Origin of the sequence: Teichococcus vastitatis, assembly GCF_003604215.1 — a bacterium.
GTDB lineage: Bacteria > Pseudomonadota > Alphaproteobacteria > Acetobacterales > Acetobacteraceae > Pseudoroseomonas > Pseudoroseomonas vastitatis.
This window is the reverse complement of the sequence record NZ_QXGS01000004.1, coordinates 312,723-330,000: the sequence shown is the minus strand read 5'-3', so window position 1 is coordinate 330,000 and position 17,278 is coordinate 312,723. Positions and strand designations below refer to the sequence as shown.

Annotated in this window: 17 protein-coding genes; 10 read left to right on the top strand and 7 right to left on the bottom strand. The window is 71.8% G+C overall.

The genetic code is table 11. From position 1 onward, the window contains the following. Positions 1 to 23: 23 nt before the first annotated feature. The 4 genes from D2K64_RS09425 to D2K64_RS09410 all read right to left on the bottom strand — a co-directional run bounded on the left by D2K64_RS09425 (position 24) and on the right by D2K64_RS09410 (position 2,947). A complete protein-coding gene (locus D2K64_RS09425; RefSeq protein ID WP_120008082.1) occupies positions 24 to 1,022 on the bottom strand; it encodes a Bug family tripartite tricarboxylate transporter substrate binding protein in 999 nt (332 codons plus the stop codon). Positions 1,023 to 1,170: 148 nt separating this feature from the next. Beyond that, positions 1,171 to 1,401, bottom strand: a complete 231-nt coding sequence (locus D2K64_RS09420) for a hypothetical protein (RefSeq protein WP_120008081.1) — start codon at positions 1,399 to 1,401, stop codon at positions 1,171 to 1,173. A 203-nt stretch (positions 1,402 to 1,604) separates the two neighbouring features. After that, the gene (bluB, locus tag D2K64_RS09415) at positions 1,605 to 2,249 is read right to left on the bottom strand and encodes a 5,6-dimethylbenzimidazole synthase (RefSeq protein WP_120008080.1); all 645 of its coding nucleotides are present in this window, start codon (positions 2,247 to 2,249) and stop codon (positions 1,605 to 1,607) included. Then, positions 2,246 to 2,947, bottom strand: a complete 702-nt coding sequence (locus D2K64_RS09410) for a histidine phosphatase family protein (RefSeq protein WP_120008079.1) — start codon at positions 2,945 to 2,947, stop codon at positions 2,246 to 2,248. Before D2K64_RS09410 ends, bluB begins: the two co-directional genes overlap by 4 nt. Positions 2,948 to 3,129: 182 nt before the next feature. On the opposite strand from D2K64_RS09410, the gene D2K64_RS09405 reads away from it, so the two are divergent. From D2K64_RS09405 to D2K64_RS09395, 4 genes are all read left to right on the top strand, one after another. Then, a complete protein-coding gene (locus tag D2K64_RS09405) occupies positions 3,130 to 3,390 on the top strand; it encodes a hypothetical protein (RefSeq protein ID WP_202910601.1) in 261 nt (86 codons plus the stop codon). A 310-nt stretch (positions 3,391 to 3,700) separates the two neighbouring features. Continuing rightward, entirely contained in the window at positions 3,701 to 6,757 is a 3,057-nt protein-coding gene (locus tag D2K64_RS09400; protein ID WP_274379297.1) for a CheR family methyltransferase, read from the top strand. Positions 6,758 to 6,797: 40 nt separating this feature from the next. After that, positions 6,798 to 6,971 carry a response regulator gene (locus D2K64_RS24340; RefSeq protein WP_157985792.1) on the top strand — a complete coding sequence of 58 codons (174 nt, stop codon included), beginning with the start codon at positions 6,798 to 6,800 and terminating at the stop codon, positions 6,969 to 6,971. A 3-nt stretch (positions 6,972 to 6,974) separates the two neighbouring features. Further along, complete coding sequence (locus D2K64_RS09395) at positions 6,975 to 7,157, top strand: hypothetical protein (RefSeq protein WP_120008077.1); 183 nt, start codon at positions 6,975 to 6,977, stop codon at positions 7,155 to 7,157. 38 nt (positions 7,158 to 7,195) lie between these two features. Here D2K64_RS09395 and D2K64_RS09390 read toward each other — a convergent pair whose 3' ends face one another. Beyond that, positions 7,196 to 9,076, bottom strand: coding sequence for an ABC-F family ATP-binding cassette domain-containing protein (locus D2K64_RS09390; protein ID WP_120008130.1), 1,881 nt, complete (start codon positions 9,074 to 9,076; stop codon positions 7,196 to 7,198). A 157-nt stretch (positions 9,077 to 9,233) separates the two neighbouring features. On the opposite strand from D2K64_RS09390, the gene D2K64_RS25930 reads away from it, so the two are divergent. Next, a complete protein-coding gene (locus D2K64_RS25930) occupies positions 9,234 to 10,358 on the top strand; it encodes an energy transducer TonB (RefSeq protein WP_157985791.1) in 1,125 nt (374 codons plus the stop codon). Between the two features lie 315 nt (positions 10,359 to 10,673). Here the strand turns inward: D2K64_RS25930 and D2K64_RS09380 are convergent, their stop codons facing one another. Further along, positions 10,674 to 11,699, bottom strand: a complete 1,026-nt coding sequence (locus tag D2K64_RS09380) for an AI-2E family transporter (RefSeq protein WP_120008075.1) — start codon at positions 11,697 to 11,699, stop codon at positions 10,674 to 10,676. A gap of 222 nt (positions 11,700 to 11,921) precedes the next feature. Here D2K64_RS09380 and ndk point away from each other — a divergent pair, with 222 nt between their 5' ends. Continuing rightward, positions 11,922 to 12,344 carry a nucleoside-diphosphate kinase gene (gene ndk / locus D2K64_RS09375; protein WP_120008074.1) on the top strand — a complete coding sequence of 141 codons (423 nt, stop codon included), beginning with the start codon at positions 11,922 to 11,924 and terminating at the stop codon, positions 12,342 to 12,344. Positions 12,345 to 12,537: 193 nt separating this feature from the next. Here the strand turns inward: ndk and D2K64_RS09370 are convergent, their stop codons facing one another. Further along, the gene (locus D2K64_RS09370; RefSeq protein WP_120008073.1) at positions 12,538 to 12,696 is read right to left on the bottom strand and encodes a preprotein translocase subunit SecE; all 159 of its coding nucleotides are present in this window, start codon (positions 12,694 to 12,696) and stop codon (positions 12,538 to 12,540) included. Between the two features lie 262 nt (positions 12,697 to 12,958). Between D2K64_RS09370 and D2K64_RS09365 the strand changes: the two genes are divergently transcribed. From D2K64_RS09365 to D2K64_RS09350, 4 genes are all read left to right on the top strand, one after another. Continuing rightward, the gene (locus tag D2K64_RS09365; RefSeq protein WP_120008072.1) at positions 12,959 to 13,810 is read left to right on the top strand and encodes a transglutaminase-like domain-containing protein; all 852 of its coding nucleotides are present in this window, start codon (positions 12,959 to 12,961) and stop codon (positions 13,808 to 13,810) included. Positions 13,811 to 13,945: 135 nt separating this feature from the next. After that, a complete protein-coding gene (locus D2K64_RS09360; protein WP_120008071.1) occupies positions 13,946 to 15,160 on the top strand; it encodes a PQQ-dependent sugar dehydrogenase in 1,215 nt (404 codons plus the stop codon). After that, positions 15,157 to 15,777 (top strand): c-type cytochrome, encoded by a 621-nt coding sequence (locus D2K64_RS09355; protein ID WP_120008070.1) that lies wholly within the window; start codon positions 15,157 to 15,159, stop codon positions 15,775 to 15,777. The genes D2K64_RS09360 and D2K64_RS09355 overlap by 4 nt, the downstream gene beginning before the upstream one ends. Before the next feature lie 154 nt (positions 15,778 to 15,931). Further along, on the top strand, positions 15,932 to 17,257 hold the full coding sequence (locus D2K64_RS09350) for an NAD(P)/FAD-dependent oxidoreductase (protein WP_120008069.1): 1,326 nt from the start codon (positions 15,932 to 15,934) through the stop codon (positions 17,255 to 17,257). The last annotated feature ends 21 nt before the right edge of the window (positions 17,258 to 17,278 follow it).

Sequence of the window (17,278 nt, the reverse complement as noted above, 5' to 3'; positions counted from 1 at the left end):
CCTCCGCCCGCGCCCCGCCGGCCTCAGCCTTCCATGGTGACGCCGGTGAGGCGGATCATCTCGGCCCAGCGCGCCACCTCCTCGCGCTGGAAGGCGGCGAAGGGGGCGGGCGGCAAGGGAGCGGCGGTGAAGCCGGCGGCCAGCAGCCGCTCCTCCGAGGCCGGCTCGCTCATCGCGTCCAGCATGGCCCGGGCGATCGCCTCCACCGTGGCGGGCGGCGTTCCGGCCGGGGCGAACAGGCCGAACCAGGCATCCACGGCGAGGTAGGGCACCCCCGCCTCGGCCGCCGTCGGCACATCGGGGAAGTCGTTCAGGCGGTTCGGCGCGCCGATCTCCAGGGCGCGCAGCTTGCCGTCCCGCACCAGCGGGGCGACGGACGGAAAGGTCGCGATGTAGAAATCGACGATGCCGGCCATGGTGTCGGTCGCCGCCGGCGCGGCGCCGCGATAGGGGATGTGCGTCGCGTCCAGCTTTTCCCGCCGCACCAGCGTTTCGGCGATCACGTGCGAGGCCGAGCCAGCCTGGGAGGAGGCGTAGCTCAGCTTGCCCTGCCGCCCGCGCGCGATCAGCCCGGCCATGTCCTGCGCGGGGGAATTCGCCGGCACCACCAGCGCATGGTGCACGGTGGCCAGCTTGGCCACGGGGGTGAAGCTGTCCACCACGTGGTAGGGCAGGCGCGCCAGCATCGCCTGGTTGCCGGCATGGGTCTGGTTGTGGCCGAGCACCACCGTGTCGCCATCCGGCGCGGCGCGCGCCGCCGCCTCGGTGCCGATGATGCCGCCGGCCCCGGCGCGGTTCTCCACCACCACCGCGCGGCCGAGCGCCGGCGCGGCCTTTTCCGCCAGCAGCCGGGCCAGGATGTCGGTGGGGCCGCCCGGAGGGGCCGGCACGATCAGCCGCAGCGGGTTGCCGGGGGCAGGCTTCTGCGCCAGGCCTTGCGCAGCCCCCTGGGCGCGGGCGGGGCCGATGAGGGCGGGCAGCGCCAGCAGCGGCGCGGCGGCGATCAGGTGGCGGCGAAGCATGGCGGGCGCGTTCCTCACAGGTTGTTGCTGCCGAGGTCGCGCCCCGGCCGCGGCCCGTCAAGAGGATGGCCGGCTGTTCCGCGCCGTGCGTCACCGCCTCGATGCTGTTGCCGTCCGGCTCGCGCGGCAGGCGCCGGGGGCGTGGGTGTCATGATCCGGTCGCGGCCGGGTGCGACGCGGCGAAGGCGGCGGGCACACCGTTGTCGGACGCGGCAGGGCGGCTATCCGCCGGCGACGCCCGGTGGAACCAGGTGTCGCCGACGCCGTCATGAGCCCCGGGCCGCTTCAGCCGCCGCGGGCCGATCACCGCCCGCATCGCATCGGAGGAGGCGCAGGCGCGATCGGTGTTCGCGGTGCCGAAGCAGCCGCGGCGGATCATCAGAAGCCGATGATGCCGGTGATCCAGAGCAGGATCACGATCAGGCCCGGCACACCCAGAAACCACAGGATCAGCGGCATGGTACAACTCCCTCGTCACGGGCCGCCAAAAGGGCGGCTTCCCGAAGGGCAACACCCAAGCTGGGCAATTGTTGCCGGGAGACGCCGGCCGAGGCCGGGATTTGAAGGCCGCGCACGCAAGGCTCAGCGCCGCAGCACCTGCTCCGAGCCGGGACGGCGATGTTCCCAGCCCGCCCGCTCCAGCTCCGGCAGGCTGTGCTCCCCCGCCGGATAGCCGAGGCAGAAGTAGCCCACCAGCTGCCAGTCCGTCGGTACCTCCAGCGCGGCCCGCACCGCTGCTGGCTCCAGGATCGACACCCAGCCCAGCCCGATGCCCTCGGCCCGCGCCGCCAGCCACAGCGTGTGCAGCGCCATCACCGCCGAATAGCTGGTGGTTTCCGGCATGGAGGCGCGGCCGAGGCCGTGGCCCTGGCCGGGCTCGGGCAGGGCGAACAGGGCGAGCTGGCAGGGCGCCTGGTCCAGCCCTTCCAGCTTCAGCCGGGCATACAGCGCGGCGCGGTCGGGTTGCTGCGCCGCCAGCGCGGCCTGATTGCTGCGGCGGAAGCTGGCGCGGATCGCGGCGCGGCGGGCCGGGTCCTCCACCAGCACGAAGCGCCAGGGCTGGCTGAGCCCGACCGAGGGGGCCAGATTGGCCAGCTCCAGCAGCGCCAGCAGCCGCGCTTCCGGCACTGGGCGGGGCGTGAAATGGCGCACGTCGCGCCGCCAGCGGAACAGGGCCGCCAGCTGGTCGCGGAAGCTGCCATCCCATTCGGGCGGAACCGCGCTCATCCGCCGCAGCCGGGATTTCCGCCGTTCAGCGCCGGCACGGCCTGCAGGATACCGAGCAGCCGGAAGCCCTCCCGCCCGTTCTCCCCGGCGGCCCCGGCGCGGCGCGGCTCCAGCACCAGCACCCCGGCTTCCGGCAGGCGGGTGCCGCGCACCGCATCGCCCAGGATCATCTGCGCCGGGCCGCGATGCCCAACCAGCACCCGGTTCAGCCCGGGTGCCGGCGGCGTGCCGAACAGGCGGCGGTGCTGTTCCAGCGACCAGCCGAGCCGCGCCCCGGCATAGTCATCGGCGACCAGCCCGTCCTCGATCCGCACCCGTTCCGCCCCTAAGGCCAGTTCCGCCGTGTCGCGGGCACGGAACACCGGGCCGGCCAGCACCGGCCATTGCAGCGGGATGCCCAGCGCGGCGAGGCGGGCGCCCAGCGCGCGCGCCTGCCCTTGCCCGGCCGGGGACAGGTTGCGCTGCCCCTCCCGCTCGCCGAGGCGGAAGCTGCGGTCGCAGGGCTGGCCGCCGGTGTCGGCATGGCGGATGAACAGCACCAGCCCGCCGCGCCGCAGCCGTTCGAGCAGCGCCTCGGCCGCCGGTTCGCCCGGCTGCGGCGGCAATCGCGCCCCGGCGCGGCTGGCGGGCGCGAGGGTGGCCAGGAGGACGGCCGGGGCCGCGAGGGGCGGCAGGGCGATCAGGAAGCGGCGGCGCATCGCGGCAGGCTGCCGCCAAGATGCCGCCGGATCAAGCGGCCGCGCCCCGGCGTCCCCCCGCCGGATCCGGCCTGCCGGCGCCGGTTCCCTGACGGAACCGTGAGGCGACCGCGGGCTGCCGGCGACGTTGCAGCTGCATCAACTGCTTGCCGGAGTGCCGCCGCATGGAACCGATGAAGCCCATGGAACCGCTGACATCGATGCAGGGCGAGGCCTTGTGGCCGCGGGAGCTGGGCCAGGCTTCCGCCAGCGGCGGACAGAACGGGCTGCGCTACGCCGTGTTCGCCGGGCAGCGGCGGCTGGTGGTGGAGCGCGACGGCCGGCGCGCCACCTATGACACCGGGGACCGGCGCATCGACGGGGTGCAGCAGGGAAGCGACGGCCCGGTGTTCACCGGCCCGGATGGCGAGGTGCAGCTGGACACGCTGCGGGTGATCGACTGAGGCGCGATGGGCCAGCCCCGATGCTCGCGCGCACGTGATGCCGCGCTGCCGTCGGCGGGCAACACTGGGCAGCGAACTGCGCTCTACCGGGCCAGCGTAAAGGATAGGGTTGCCGCATGCGAAGCCGGTACGGTTCCAACCCAGCAGCGTCACGGGTATCGGCCGGCAACGCCGGTGCCGATGCCCGGCCTGCTGCCGCGGCAGCCTGGCGCCTGGGCGCGGCCGGCGCCGGGCGCCGGCGATGGATCTGATCCCGGGCAACAGCTTTCCCATCGTCGGGATCGGCGCCTCGGCCGGCGGGGTGTAGGCGCTGGAAGGCTTCTTCCAGGGCGTGCCGGAGCAGCCGGGCGTGGCCTTCGTGGTGGTCACGCATCTCAGCCCCGGCCGGAAGAGCCTGCTGCACGAGATCGTCGGCCGGTACACGCGGATGCCGGTGCAGGTGGCCGCCGATGGCGCGCAGGTGGAGCCCGATCACGTCTACGTACTGCCGGCCGACGCCATCCTGTCCATCGAGGGGCAGCGCCTGGTGATCCGTCAGCCGGAACCCGGCCGGCGCCACCGCAAGCCGATCGACATCTTCTTCAGCGCCCTGGCGGTGGACCAGGGCGAGAGCACGGTGGGCGTGGTGCTGTCGGGCGGCGATGGCGACGGCACGCTGGGCATCAAGGCGATCAAGGAGCGCGGCGGGCTGACCCTGGCGCAGGTGCCTGATGGACACGGGCCGGAGCATCCGGCCATGCCCCAAACCGCGATCTCCACCGGGCTGGTCGATTTTGCGCTGCCGGCCGACCAGATGGGCGGGCGGATCGTGGAGTTCGCCCGGTCGCAGCGGCTGCTGGACCACATGGCGACGGATTCGCGCCGCTCGCGCGACGGCGAGGCGGCGAAGGAAGCGCGGCGTGAGATCTATGCCATCCTGCGCAACCAGATCGGCCATGATTTCGCCGGCTACAAGACCAACACCTTCCTGCGGCGGGTGCAGCGCCGCAGGAAGGTCAGCCAGCTCAACAGCCTGAACGGCTATCTGGAGAAGCTGCGGCAGGATCCGCAGGAGGTCGGCGCGCTGTTCCGCGACCTGCTGATCAACGTCACCAGTTTCTTTCGCGACGAGGACGCGTTCGGCCGGCTGGCCGACACGGTGGTCCCGAAGCTGTTCGAGGGGCGCGGCACCGAGGACACGGTGCGCGTCTGGGTGCCGGGCTGCGCGACGGGGGAGGAGGTGTTCTCGCTCGGCATCCTGCTGCGCGAGGAGATGGACCGGCTGAACGCGGTGCCGCGGGTACAGATCTTCGCCACCGACATCGACGACCGGGCGCTCGGCGTGGCGCGTGCCGCGCGCTATCCAGGGGCCATGCTGGAAGGCGTGTCGGACGAGCGGCGGCGACGCTTCTTCATTCCCGACAATGGCAGCTTCCTGCTGAGCAAGGAGGTGCGCGACCTGTGCATCTTTTCGCCGCACAGCGTGATCCGCGATCCGCCGTTCTCGCGCATGGACCTGATCTCCTGCCGCAACCTGCTGATCTATTTCGGCGCCGAGGTGCAGAGCCAGGTCATCCCGACCTTCCACTACGCGCTGCGGCCGGACGGGTTCCTGTTTCTCGGCACCTCCGAGAACATCAGCCAGTTCGACGAGCTGTTCAGCCCGCTCGACAAGAAGCAGCGCATCTTCCGCCGCCGGGCCGGCAGCGGCAGCGGCATCCGCCTGCCGCTCTCGGTGCACGCGCTGCGGCCGGGGCAGGTGGCCGGGAAGCCGCGGCGGCCGGGGCTGAGCGGCCTGGCGCTGCGGCAAAGCGTGGAAGCGCAGGTGCTGGACCGCTTCGCGCCGGCCTATGTGGTGGTGAACCACGAAGGCGACGTGGTGTATTATTCCGGCCGCACCGGCAAGTACCTGGAGCCGGCGCCGGGCCTGCCCAACCGTCAGCTGCTGGCGATGGCGCGCAAGGGGCTGCGGCTTGAGCTGCGCACGGTGTTCCGCGAGGCGCTGGAAAGCGGCCGCACCGTGACCCGGGAAGGCGTGGCGGTGGATGGGGACGATGGCCGCGTGCAGATGGTCACGCTGTTCGCCGAGCCGCTGCGCGAGCGCGACGAGGGCGAGCCGCTGTTCCTGGTGTTGTTCGCTGATGAGGGGCCGACGCTGAGCCGCGCGGAAGTCGCCGGCCGCAGCCACGCCCTGCAGGATGGCGCCACGCTGCACCTGGAGCATGAGCTGCGCGAAACCCGCGAGCGGCTGCAATCGCTGATCGAGGAATACGAGACGGCGCTGGAGGAGCTGAAATCCTCCAACGAGGAGCTGATCTCGGTGAATGAGGAACTGCAATCCACCAATGAGGAGCTGGAAGCCTCAAAGGAGGAGCTGCAATCGGTGAACGAGGAGCTGCATACCGTCAACGCCGACCTGAACAACAAGGTCGACGCGCTGGACCGGGCCAACACCGACCTGCAGAACCTGTTCAACAGCACCGACGTGGCCACCCTCTTCCTGGACCGCGACCTGCGCATCCGCAGCTTCACGCCGGCCGCGTCGCGCGTGTTCAACATGCTGCCGGGCGATCGCGGCCGGCCGATCACCGATTTGTCGCAGCGCTTCAGCCTGGCGAGTTTCGGCCAGGAACTGGGCGCGGTGATGGCGTCCGGCCAGCCGGTGGAGCGGCGGGTCGACGACGGCAGCGGGCAGGTCCACTACCTGCTGCGCATGACGCCCTATCTCAACAGCGAGCGGCGCCCCGAGGGCGTCATCGTCACGGTGATGGATGTGACCAGCCTGACCCGCGCGGAAGCGCGGCAGCGCCTGCTGGTGGCCGAGTTGCAGCACCGCACGCGCAACCTGCTGGGCGTGGTGCAGTCGGTCGCGCAGCGGACCCTGAACGATGACGAGCGCATGGATACCTTTCAGCAGCGCCTCGCCACGCTGGGACGCGTGCAGAGCCTGATCGCCCATGCCGCGCAGCGCAGCATCGACCTCGGCGAGATCGTGCGGGCGGAGCTGCATGCCTTCGCCGTGCCGGCGGATGAGCGGATCCGCGTGGCAGGGCCGCCGGTGCCGCTCAACATGGAGCATGTGCAGATCGTGGCGCTGGTGCTGCACGAACTGACCACCAACGCGGTGAAGCACGGCGCGCTGGTGCATCCCGGCGGCCGGCTGCGGGTGGAATGGTTCATCCGCGCGGTGCCGGAGGGCGGCCGCTGCCTGGTGCTGCTGTGGCAGGAAAACGGCGTGCCGATCACCGCGCCGCCCAACCGCAGCGGCTACGCGCGGGAACTGATCGAGCGGGCGCTGTCCTACAGCCTGGACGCCCGGACCGAGCTGAGCTTCGGCCCGGATGGCGTGCGCTGCGTCATCGAGATGCCGCTGGCGGAGGCGGCATGACGCCGGCGGCGGCGGTGCTGCGCGACCGCCGCATCCTGGTGTGGAGGATGACTACCTGATCGCGCGGAACATCCTCGGGCTGCTGCAGGCGGCCGGCGCCACGGTGATGGGCCCGGTGGGACATGTGGCGCAGGCGGTGCGCTTTGTTCGTGACCGTTCCGCGGAGTTCGGGAGCGCGGTGCTGGACCTCGACCTGCACGGCCAGCCCTCCTAGCCCGTGGCGGAGGCGCTGATCGGCGCCGGCTGCCGATTCGTGTTCACCCCCGGCTTCGGCGCCGGGAACATTGCGCCGGCCTTCGCCGTGCAGCCCTGCTGCCGCAAGTCGGGCAGCGGCGCCGCGCTGCTCGGATTGCTGGCGCGGCTGCCGGATGGGGAGTCGGACGGGGCAGCGGGGGAATAATCCGGCGGGAGGCCCGGCGGGCTTGCGGCGCGGCCGGCTCAGGCGGTCTCGAGCTTTTCCTGCAGTTCCAGCCATTCCTCCTCCAGCGCCGCCACCTGCTTGGCGATCAGCCCCTGGCGCTGGGTGGCCCAGGCGATGTCCTCCGCCTTGAAGCGGGCATAGGTGTCCGGGTCGCCGAGCTTGCGCTCCAGCAGCGCGGCTTCCTTTTGCAGCTTCGCCATCTCCGCCTCCACCTTGGCGACGCGCTGGCGCAGCGGGGCGAGGGCTTGGCGGTTCTCGGCCCGCCCGCGCCGCTCATCGCGTCGGGTGGCGCCCGCCTCGGCGGTCCCGGCGCCGGCGCGGGCGGCGCGGGCGCGCTCGGCCAGGTGCGCGCGGTAATCGTCGAGGTCGCCGTCGAAGGGCGCCACGCCGCCATCGGCCACCAGCAGCAGCCGGTCGGCCACCAGCGTCACCATGTCGGGATCGTGGGTGATCAGCACCACGGCGCCGCCGAAGCCGGCCAGGGCCTTCACCAGCGCGTCGCGCGCGTCGATGTCGAGGTGGTTGGTCGGCTCGTCGAGGATCAGCAGGTGCGGCGCGTCGCGCGTGCAAAGCGCCAGCAGCAGCCGTGCCTTCTCGCCGCCCGAGAGCGCGCCGATCTTCGTGGTGGCGCGTTCCTCATCGAGGCCGAAGCGGGCGAGCTGGGCGCGGCACTGGGTTTCCGTCGCCTTGATGCCGAGGGCGTGCTGCATGTGCGACAGCGGCGTTCCGGAGAGATCCAGCTCCTCAGCCTGGTGCTGCGCGAAATAGCCGACCTTGAGGCGGCGGTCGCGATGCATCTCGCCACCCATGGGCGCCATCCGCCCGGCCAGCAGCTTGGCCAGCGTCGACTTGCCGTTGCCATTGGCGCCGAGCAGCGCGATGCGGTCCTCCTGGTCCAGCCGCAGGTCGAGGTTGCGCAGGATCGGCCGGCCGTCATAGCCGATGCTGACGCGCGACAGGCCGACGATAGGCGGCGCCAGCTCGGACGGCTCGGGGAAGTTGAAGCGGGTCGGTGCGTCCTCCACCACCGTCTCGATGGTGGGCAGCTTTTCCAGGGCCTTCAGCCGGGATTGCGCCTGCCGCGCCTTGGTGGCCTTGGCGCGGAAGCGGTCCACGAAGGACTGCATATGGGCGCGCTGCGCCGCCACCTTCTCGGCCTGGGCGGCGAGCTGGGCGGCGCGTTCCGTGCGGATGCGCACGAAATTGTCGTAGCCGCCGGGATAGAAGGCGATCTTCTGCCGGTCGAGATGGGCGATGGCGTCGACGCAGCGCTGTAACAGCCCGCGATCATGGCTGACCACGATGGCGGCGCCGGAAAACCGCGCCAGCCAGCCTTCCAGCCAGAGGGTGGCCTCGAGGTCGAGGTGGTTGGTGGGCTCGTCCAGCAGCAGGATGTCGGGTTCCAGGAACAGCGCCTGGGCCAGCGCCACGCGCATCCGCCAGCCGCCGGAGAACTCCCCCACTGGCCGCGCCTGCGCCTCGGCGTCGAAGCCGAGGCCGGCCAGCACCACGGCGGCGCGGGAGGGCGCGCTGTCGGCGCGGATCGCGATCAGCCGCTCGTGGATCTCGGCCAGCCTGGCGCCGTCCGCCTCCGTCTCCAGGGCGGCGAGCAGGGCGGCGCGCTCGGTGTCGGCGGCCAGCACGGTGTCCAGCAGGTTGGCGCTCCCGCCCGGCGCTTCCTGCGCCACATGGGTCATGCGGGCGCGGGCGGCGAGGCGGATCTCCCCGCCATCCGGCTGCAATTGCCCGGTGATGGCGCGCAGCAGGGTGGATTTGCCGGCGCCGTTGCGGCCGACCAGGCCGACCTTGCGGCCAGGGTCGATCATCAGCTCGGCCCCTTCCAGCAGGGGGCGGCCGGCGATGCGGATGGTCAGGTCGCGGATGGCGAGCACGGTCATGATCCCCCGCATGTACAGCGGATCGGCCCGTGACGAAAAGCATCCGGCCTGTTCCCCCGCGCATGAAAGGCCTATGCAGGGGCCAGCGTGACCATCGGCGGGCCATGTCCGCCGGCCCCGGGGGCGCGGCGTTTCTGTTCCGGGATCTTGCAGCCAGTTGCCACCGCGTCCCCGCCTGCTTCCTGAACTCGGCCGCCGCCTGCGCGCGATGGGCCGGCCGGAGCGGCCGATCTGGCGCCGGCCCGGCGCCTGGGTGTCGCTGGCGCTGCACGCCGCGCTGCTGTTGGCGCTGCTGCGCTGGACCGAGCCGCGCGAGATGCAGCCCCCCGGCGGCCCGGTGGAGGTGCCGGTGGTGTTCGAAACGATGCAGGACACGCCGCCGGCCGGGACGCCGGACGCACCCGAGCAGCCGCCTGCCGCCCCCGCGCCGCCCGGCGAAACCCCCACCGAACTGCCCGACCCGGAGAACACGGAGCCGCTGCCGCCGCTGCCTGCCACCCCGCCGGTGCCGCCGCCGCCGGCCGTGGTGGCCGAGGCGCCGCCGGAGCCGGAGCCGGAGCCACTGCCGCCGGCCGAGCCGCCGCCCGAGGCCGCCGCACCGCCTGCCGCGCCGCCGCCGGCGGAAGCCGCACCGGAAGCCGCGTTGCCGCCACCGCCCGAACCTGCCCCGGAGGCATCCCCTGAGGCGACCCCGGCCGAGCTGCCGCCGGTCGAGCTGGCGGCGCCGACGCCGTTGCAATTGAACCCGCAGCCGCCGCGACCGCAACGGCCAGAGGCGCCGCCGCGCCGCGCTGCGCCTTTTCCGGGCACCACCGATCTCAGCCAGGCACCGCCCATCGCGCTGGCGCCGCCATCGCGCCGGCCGCCGCCGGGGGGTGGGGGAGGAGGCGTGGATCTGGCGATCGGGCCGGTGCCGCAGCGCTCGCAGGGGCCGCGTCCGCCGGCCCAGCCGGCCAGTCCGCTGGAATACGTGTCCGGCGTTCGTCCCGACACCGACTGGTACCGGACCTTGGCGGCCTGGGCGCAGCGGCGCGGCCATTATCCCGCGCAGGCCGCCCAGGCCGGCGAGGAAGGCGTCACGGTGATGCGGGTGACCGTTGAGCGGAGCGGCCGGGTTGCCTCGGTGCGGGTGATCAGTTCCTCCGGCTCGCGCTGGCTCGATTCGGCCTCCCTGGCGGTGTTCCGCGATGCGGTGGCGCCCGCCTTCACGCCGGACATGGCGGCGGAGGGCGACAGCACCACTCTGAACTTCCGCGCTTATTACCACGTGATCTATCGCTGAGGCCCGGCCTGCGGGCGCGGCGCGATGACGTGGTGGCGGATCCCCATCGGGGTGAGGGCAGCGGTCTTCAGAAGCTCAAAGAAGTTTATATTTGTTCTATATAAATAGCGTATTTGGTTCGCGCTCTGGATGTGCGAAGAAAGTCGGGACAACCAGAGCGGAAAAGCCGCAATTTGCTTGCAACCGCGCGATTGGTCGACTTATGGTGTTTTCGCCCTCACGGAAACGTGAGGGATGCGGAATTTGCCGTATCTCTGTTTCCTCCCTGAATGAAAACTGCGCCGCCTCTTCGTGAGGCGGCTTTTTTCATGCGCCTCAGGCCTGCGGCGCCGGCCGCTCCGCCGCCGACTCCCGGTCCAGGTAATCCTCGACATAGAGGCGGCGCACCAGCATCAGCACCAGGGCGGCAAGGGGCGTGGCCAGCAGCATGCCGAGAAAGCCGTAGAGCAGCCCGAAGGCCACCAGGGAGATGATGGTGGCGGCTTCCGGCAGGTCCACCGAGCGCTTCTGGACATAGGGCGTGATCAGGTAGCTCTCCACCGATTGCACGGCCAGGTAGACGCCGATCACGCTGACGGCGCCGGAGAACCCGCCCGACAGGCCGAGCAGCACCCCCGGCACCGCCGCCATCACCGGGCCGATGGTGGGGATGAAGGCCAGCAACGCCGACAACACCCCCAGCACCGGTGCCAGCGGCACGCCGACCAGCCACAGCCCGAGCCCGGTCAGCAGGCCCACCACGGCCATGGAGATCATCTGCGCCCCGAGCCATCCGCGCAGCGTGTGCGCCGCTTCCTCGGCAACCCGGCTGGCCTTGGGGCGGAGGGACGGCGCCAGCATCGCCTCGATGCCGCGCCGGTAGAGCTGCGGATCAATGGCGAAGTACAGCCCGAGAAACAGCACCAGCACGGCGTTGCCCAGCGCGCCGAAGGTGACGTTCAGCGCCGACACCGCGCCGGCGCCGCCGCCCTGCGGCAGGCTCAGATTGCTGGGGCGGAAGTTATCCAGGATCTGCTGGCCCCAGGAATAGCGCTCCAGCCGCCGGGTCAGGCTCTGCGCCGCCTGCGGCACCTGTTGCCACAGCTCGTTGAACTGGTCGGCCATGGGACGTGCCGCCAGGAAGCCGAACGCCGCGGTCAGCAGCAGCAGCAGCAGCACGAAGATCAGCACCCCGATGCCGTTCGACACCGGCAGCACCCGCCGCAGCAGGTCGCTGCCGCCATGCAGGAACACGCCGACCAGGGCCGCGGCGAACACCAGCAGCGGCACCTCCGGTACTAGCCACAGCAGCAGCAGCAGCAGCAGCCCGAAGACCAGGAGGGAAACGGTACGGCGCGACATCGGGCAGGTTCCGCGAGCAGATGGTGCCGCAAAAAAGCCCGGCTCGCGCCAGGGTTGCCCAGGCCTCTGCCGGTGGAACGGCGCTGCGAGCCGGCCGGGCGGTGCCCGGGCCCGCCGGGCTTGCCCCTTGCGCCGGTTCATTTTGCCGCTTATCCGGGCGCGCAGACGCCCCGCCGCCGCGCGGGCGCGCCATCACGCCTGCCCCACGCGAAGGAAGCCCCCATGGCCGTCGAGCGCACCCTGTCCATCATCAAGCCGGACGCCACCCGCCGCAACCTGACCGGCAAGATCAACGCCAAGTTCGAGGAAAAGGGCCTGCGCATCGTTGCCCAGAAGCGCATCCAGCTGTCCGAGGCGCAGGCCGGCGCCTTCTACGCCGAGCACAAGGCCCGTCCCTTCTACAAGGACCTGGTGTCCTTCATGACCTCCGGCCCGGTGGTGGTGCAGGTGCTGGAAGGCGAGAACGCGATCGCCGCCAACCGCGAGATCATGGGCGCCACCAACCCGGCCAACGCCGCCGAGGGCACCATCCGCAAGGAATTCGCCGAAAGCATCGAGGCGAATTCGGTGCATGGGTCCGACGGCACCGAGGCGGCGGCGCGCGAGGTGTCCTTCTTCTTCGCCGGCACCGAGATCGTCGGCTGAGCCTCCCCGGGGCCGGCACGCCGGTCCCGGGGAGCTGGGCGGCCTCCCGCAGGGGAGCGCCGCCTTTTTCATGCCCGCGGCGCCGGGTGGCGGGGGGCAGGGGAAGCAGCCCCGGGGGAAGCAGTCTCGGGGGAAGCAGCCGCTGGGAATGGCCCCCAGGGGGATCAGTTCCCGGAGAGATCAGCCCCGGTCGTCAGCCGGCGAAGAGATAGATCATCACCAGCAGCAGAATGACGGCGCCAATCGCCCATTTGGTGGCCTTGATGAAGGCGTCCCAGCCCTGCACGCGGTCGGCCAGGATGTCCTGGGACTTCACTTCCACGAAGTCGATCTCGTGATTCGCTTCGGCCATCGGTTTCCTCTGTTCTCAGGCGGCGCTCGGCCGCGGGTCACGCGGAGTTTGGCGGCGCGGCGCGGCAGCGGCAAGGGGCGAGACGGGCCGCGCCCTGCGGCCCGTTCCGTCGGCCTGCCGGCCTGAATACCGGTCCGGGCCGGGGAAGGGCAGCGAAAAAGAAACCCTTTGCCGCCGCAACGGTTGCTGCGGCGAGCGGGCCCCGCGTGCCGCGCCCCCGACGCCCGGCCAGGGCACCCCCCGCACCAAGGACCCCAGGCGAATGCGTTTCGAAGTGGCCTGCACGCTGACCTACGAGGTGGCGGCGGCGAACACCCCCTTCCTGTTCAACGTGGAGGCGCAGCGCACCTCGCACCAGCGCGTGCTGGACGAAGCGCTGGTGCTTTCGCCGCGGACCCGGCCCGAAACCTTTCTGATGCCGGAAAGCGGCAACCGGTATTTCCGCATCACCGCCGGGCCCGGACCGCTGGAGCTGCGCTACCGCGCCGTGGTGGAGCTGGCGCCGGCGATCCATGATCCGGCGGCCGTGCGGGAGGTCGATGGCGGCCGGCTGCCGCTGCCGGTGCTGTTCCACCTGTATCCCAGCCGCTACATCGAATCCGACCTGCTGGAACAATTCGCCCGCAAGGAGTTCGGGCGGCTGCCGCGCGGCTACAACCGGGTGGTGGCGGTGTGCAACTGGGTGCACGACCATCTCGACTACATCGCCGGCAGCAGCAACGAGCAGACCTCGGCGCGCGACACGCTGCTGCAGCGCCAGGGCGTGTGCCGCGACTTCGCGCATCTGGCCATCGCCTTCTGCCGGGCGCTCGGCATCCCGGCGCGTTTCGTCAGCGCCTATGCGTGGCGCCTGTCGCCGCCCGATTTCCACGCGGTGATGGAAGCCTGGCTGGAAGGGCCGGAGGGCGGCGCCTGGTTCGTGTTCGACCCGACGCGCAAGGCGGCGGCGGACGGCATGGTGCGAATCGGCATCGGCCGCGACGCCGCCGAGGTGGCCTTCTGCACGCCCTTCGGCGCGGTGGAATACGGCGTGCCGGAAGTGAGCATCGTGGCGCCCGGCCAGGCCGGGGACGAGCCGCTCACCACCGGGGCGGTGACGCTCGCCGACGTCTGAGCCGCCGCCGCGCCCGGCGGCGCCGGTTTCGCCTGCCGGATCAGGGCAAGCGTGAGGCAGGGCATTGTGTTGCGCCGAGGTCATGACCTAGCTTCCCGGCGGAGGGCGCCGCAAGCGCCACACTGGAGGAATGCCATGAAACCCGATTCTGCCCGGCGCACGGCCCTGGCCGCGGCCCTGTGCTTCTCGGTGACACTGCCGGCGCTCGCGCAGCAGCCCGCCGCGCCGCCGGCCTGGGCGCAGGGCCGCGCGGCGGACCAGGCGAGCAGCCCGCTCGCGCCGCATGCGCCGCGGCTGACGGCGGTGCCGGTCGACCGCATCCCGGCGGAGGCCATCCGCCTGCCGGAAGGCTTCCGCGCCGAGCTGTGGGCGTCCGGCATGCCGGGCGCGCGCATGATGGCGCGCGGCGAGGACGGCACCGTTTATGTCGGCACCCGCACCATCGGGCGCGTCTATGCGGTGAAGGAGAATGGCGGCAGCCGCTCCACCCGCATCCTGGCGCAGCGGCTGGACCAGCCCAATGGCGTGGCGGTGAAGGATGGCGCGCTCTACGTGATCGCGATCAACCGCGTGCTGCGCTACGACAACATCGCGCAGAACCCGGATGCGCAGCCGGTGGAGCTGACGGAAGCCTTCGGCCTGCCGACCGAGGCGCATCACGGCTGGAAGTTCGCCGCCTTCGGGCCGGACAACAAGCTGTACATGAACATCGGCGTGCCCTGTAACGTCTGCACCTTTGACGAGAACCGGCACGCGCTGATCGTCCGCTTCAACCCCGACGGCTCGGGGCGCGAGGTGATGGCGCATGGCATCCGCAACTCGGTGGGCTTCGACTGGCGGCCGGGCACCAACGTGCTCTACGCCAGCAACAATGGCCGCGACTGGGCGGGCAACGACACGCCGGAAGACACGCTGCACCGGCTGGCCCGCCCGGGCGAGCACCATGGCTTCCCCTATTGCTCGGGCAATGCCTGGCAGGACCCCGGGCATACCGGGCGGAAATGTTCCGAGTTCCCGGCGCCGGTGGCGCTGCTCGGGCCGCATACGGCGCCGCTGGGGATGCGCTTCTACACCGGCACCATGTTTCCCGAAGCCTATCGCGGCCGCGCCTTCGTGGCGCGCCACGGTTCCTGGAACCGCGACAGCAAGAGCGGCTTCGACGTGGTGACGGTGGCGCTGAATGAGGATGGATCGGAGGGACGGGTGGAGCCCTTCCTGACCGGGCTGCTCGACGCCGGCGACAACAGCTTCAAGGGACGGCCCACCGATGTGCTGGTGATGCCGGACGGATCGCTGCTGGTGTCCGACGAGCAGAACGGCGCGATCTACCGCATCACCTATCAGCGGTGAGCGGCTTGCGTCTGGCGATCCTGGGCCTGGCGCTGCTGGCGCCGGCCGTCTCGGCGGTGGCCCAGCCGGCAACCCAGGCGGCGGCACCGGATGCCGCCGCCAAGCGCGGGGCGGAGGTGGTGGCGGAGCGCAGCTGCGGCGCCTGCCATGGCGAGCAGGGGGTGTCCGCCATGCCCGGCATCCCGTCCCTGGCCGGACAGCAGCGCGAGTTCATCGCGCTGCAGCTGGTGCTGTTCCGCGAGGGGCTGCGCGACATCCCGGCGATGCAGGGGCCGGTCGAAGGCCTGACGGATGAGCAGCTGGAGGAGCTGGGCGCGTATTTCGCCTCGCTGCCGCATGCGCCGCCGCCGGACCGCGCGGCGCGCGACCAGGCTGCCTTCGAAGCCGGGGCGGCGTTGTCGGAGCAGCTGCGCTGTGGCGTCTGCCACTTGCCAGCCCTGGTGGGGCAGAACCAGGTGCCGCACATCGCCGGGCAGCGGGAAGACTATCTGGCCGGCACGTTGAAGGCGTACCGGGACGGCACCCGGCACGGCACCGACACGCAGATGAACGGCGTGGTGCAGGGATTGAGCGACGCGCAGATCGACCAGATCGCGCATTACGTGTCGCAGCGCTGAGGCGGCGCTGCTCCGGCCGCATGGCGGCCGGGGCGCGTCGGCTGAACTCCATCGGCCGGAGCGCGCTGGTGGGAGCATGAGGGGACGGGCAGCGCCCTCGCCAAGCGCCGATTCGCGGCGCATGCTTGAGCCTCGCCACAGCGGAGGTCTGCCCGTGTCCCCACCCGTCGACCGCATTCCCAGCGATGAGCGCCTGCCGGAGGCCGCGGATGTCGTGGTGATCGGCGGCGGGGTCGCCGGCATCACCGCCGCCTATTACCTGGCGCGCAAGGGACATTCTGTGGCGGTGGTGGAGAAGGGACATGTTGCCGGGGAACAATCCAGCCGCAACTGGGGCTGGGTGCGGCAGCAGAACCGCGACGAGCGCGAGCTGCCGCTGATCCGCCACAGCCTGCAGCTCTGGGGCGGGTTGGCGGAGGAAACCGGCCGCGACCTCGGCTTCCGCCGCACCGGCCTGCTCTACGTCACCACCGAGCGGCGCGACCTGGAGGAATGGGAGCGGTGGTCGGAGCTGGCGCGCGGCTATCAGGTGCACAGCCGCATGCTCTCGGCCGAGGAAGCGCAGGGCATGACGCCGAACTGCACCCGGCGCTGGATCGGCGGGGTGCATTCGCCCACCGATGGCCGCGCCGAGCCGTCCAAGGCGGTGCCGGCCCTGGCCGAGGCAGCGCGGGCGCTGGGCGTCACCATCCACCAGGGCTGCGCGGTGCGCTCGCTCGACATCACCGGCGGCCGGGTGTCGGGCGTGATTACCGAGCGGGGACGGATCCGTGCCGGGGCGGTGCTGTGCGCCGGCGGCGCCTGGTCCTCCCTGTTGTGCCGGCGGCACGGCATCGACCTGCCGCAGGCCGGCGTGCGCTCCACCGTGTTCGCCACCGAGGCGGCGCCGGCCATCATCGAGGGCGGCCTGTCCACGCCCAGCTACGTGATGCGGCGCCGGCTGGATGGCGGCTACACCGTGGCGATCCGCGGCCGTGGACGGCTGGAGATCACGCCGCAGGGCCTGCGCTACGCCCGCAGGTTCTGGCCGATCTACCGCAAGCGGGCGGCGGGCGGCGTCAGCATCCGGCTCGGGCGGTCCTTTCTGCAGGGTCCGGAAGCACTGGGCGGCTGGGGCGACGGCGCCTCGCCCTTCGAGAAGACCCGGGTGCTGGACCCGGCGCCCGACCTGGCCACGGTGGCCGAGGCGATGGAGCAGATGCGGGCGGCGCATCCCGAATTCGCCGGGCTGAAGGTTTCGCATGCCTGGGGCGGCTGGATCGACAACACGCCCGACGCCATTCCGGTGATCTCACCGGTGGCGAAGCTGCCGGGCTTCTTTCTGTCCACGGGCTTCAGCGGCCACGGCTTCGGCATCGGGCCGGGGGCGGGCCGGCTGGCGGCCGACCTGATCGCCGGGGAAACCCCCGCGGTGGATCCCGCGCCCTTCCGCTATGACCGGCTGATCGACGGCTCACCCCTGCCGCCCGGGCCGATGTAGCCGGGCGCCACGAGGGAGAGG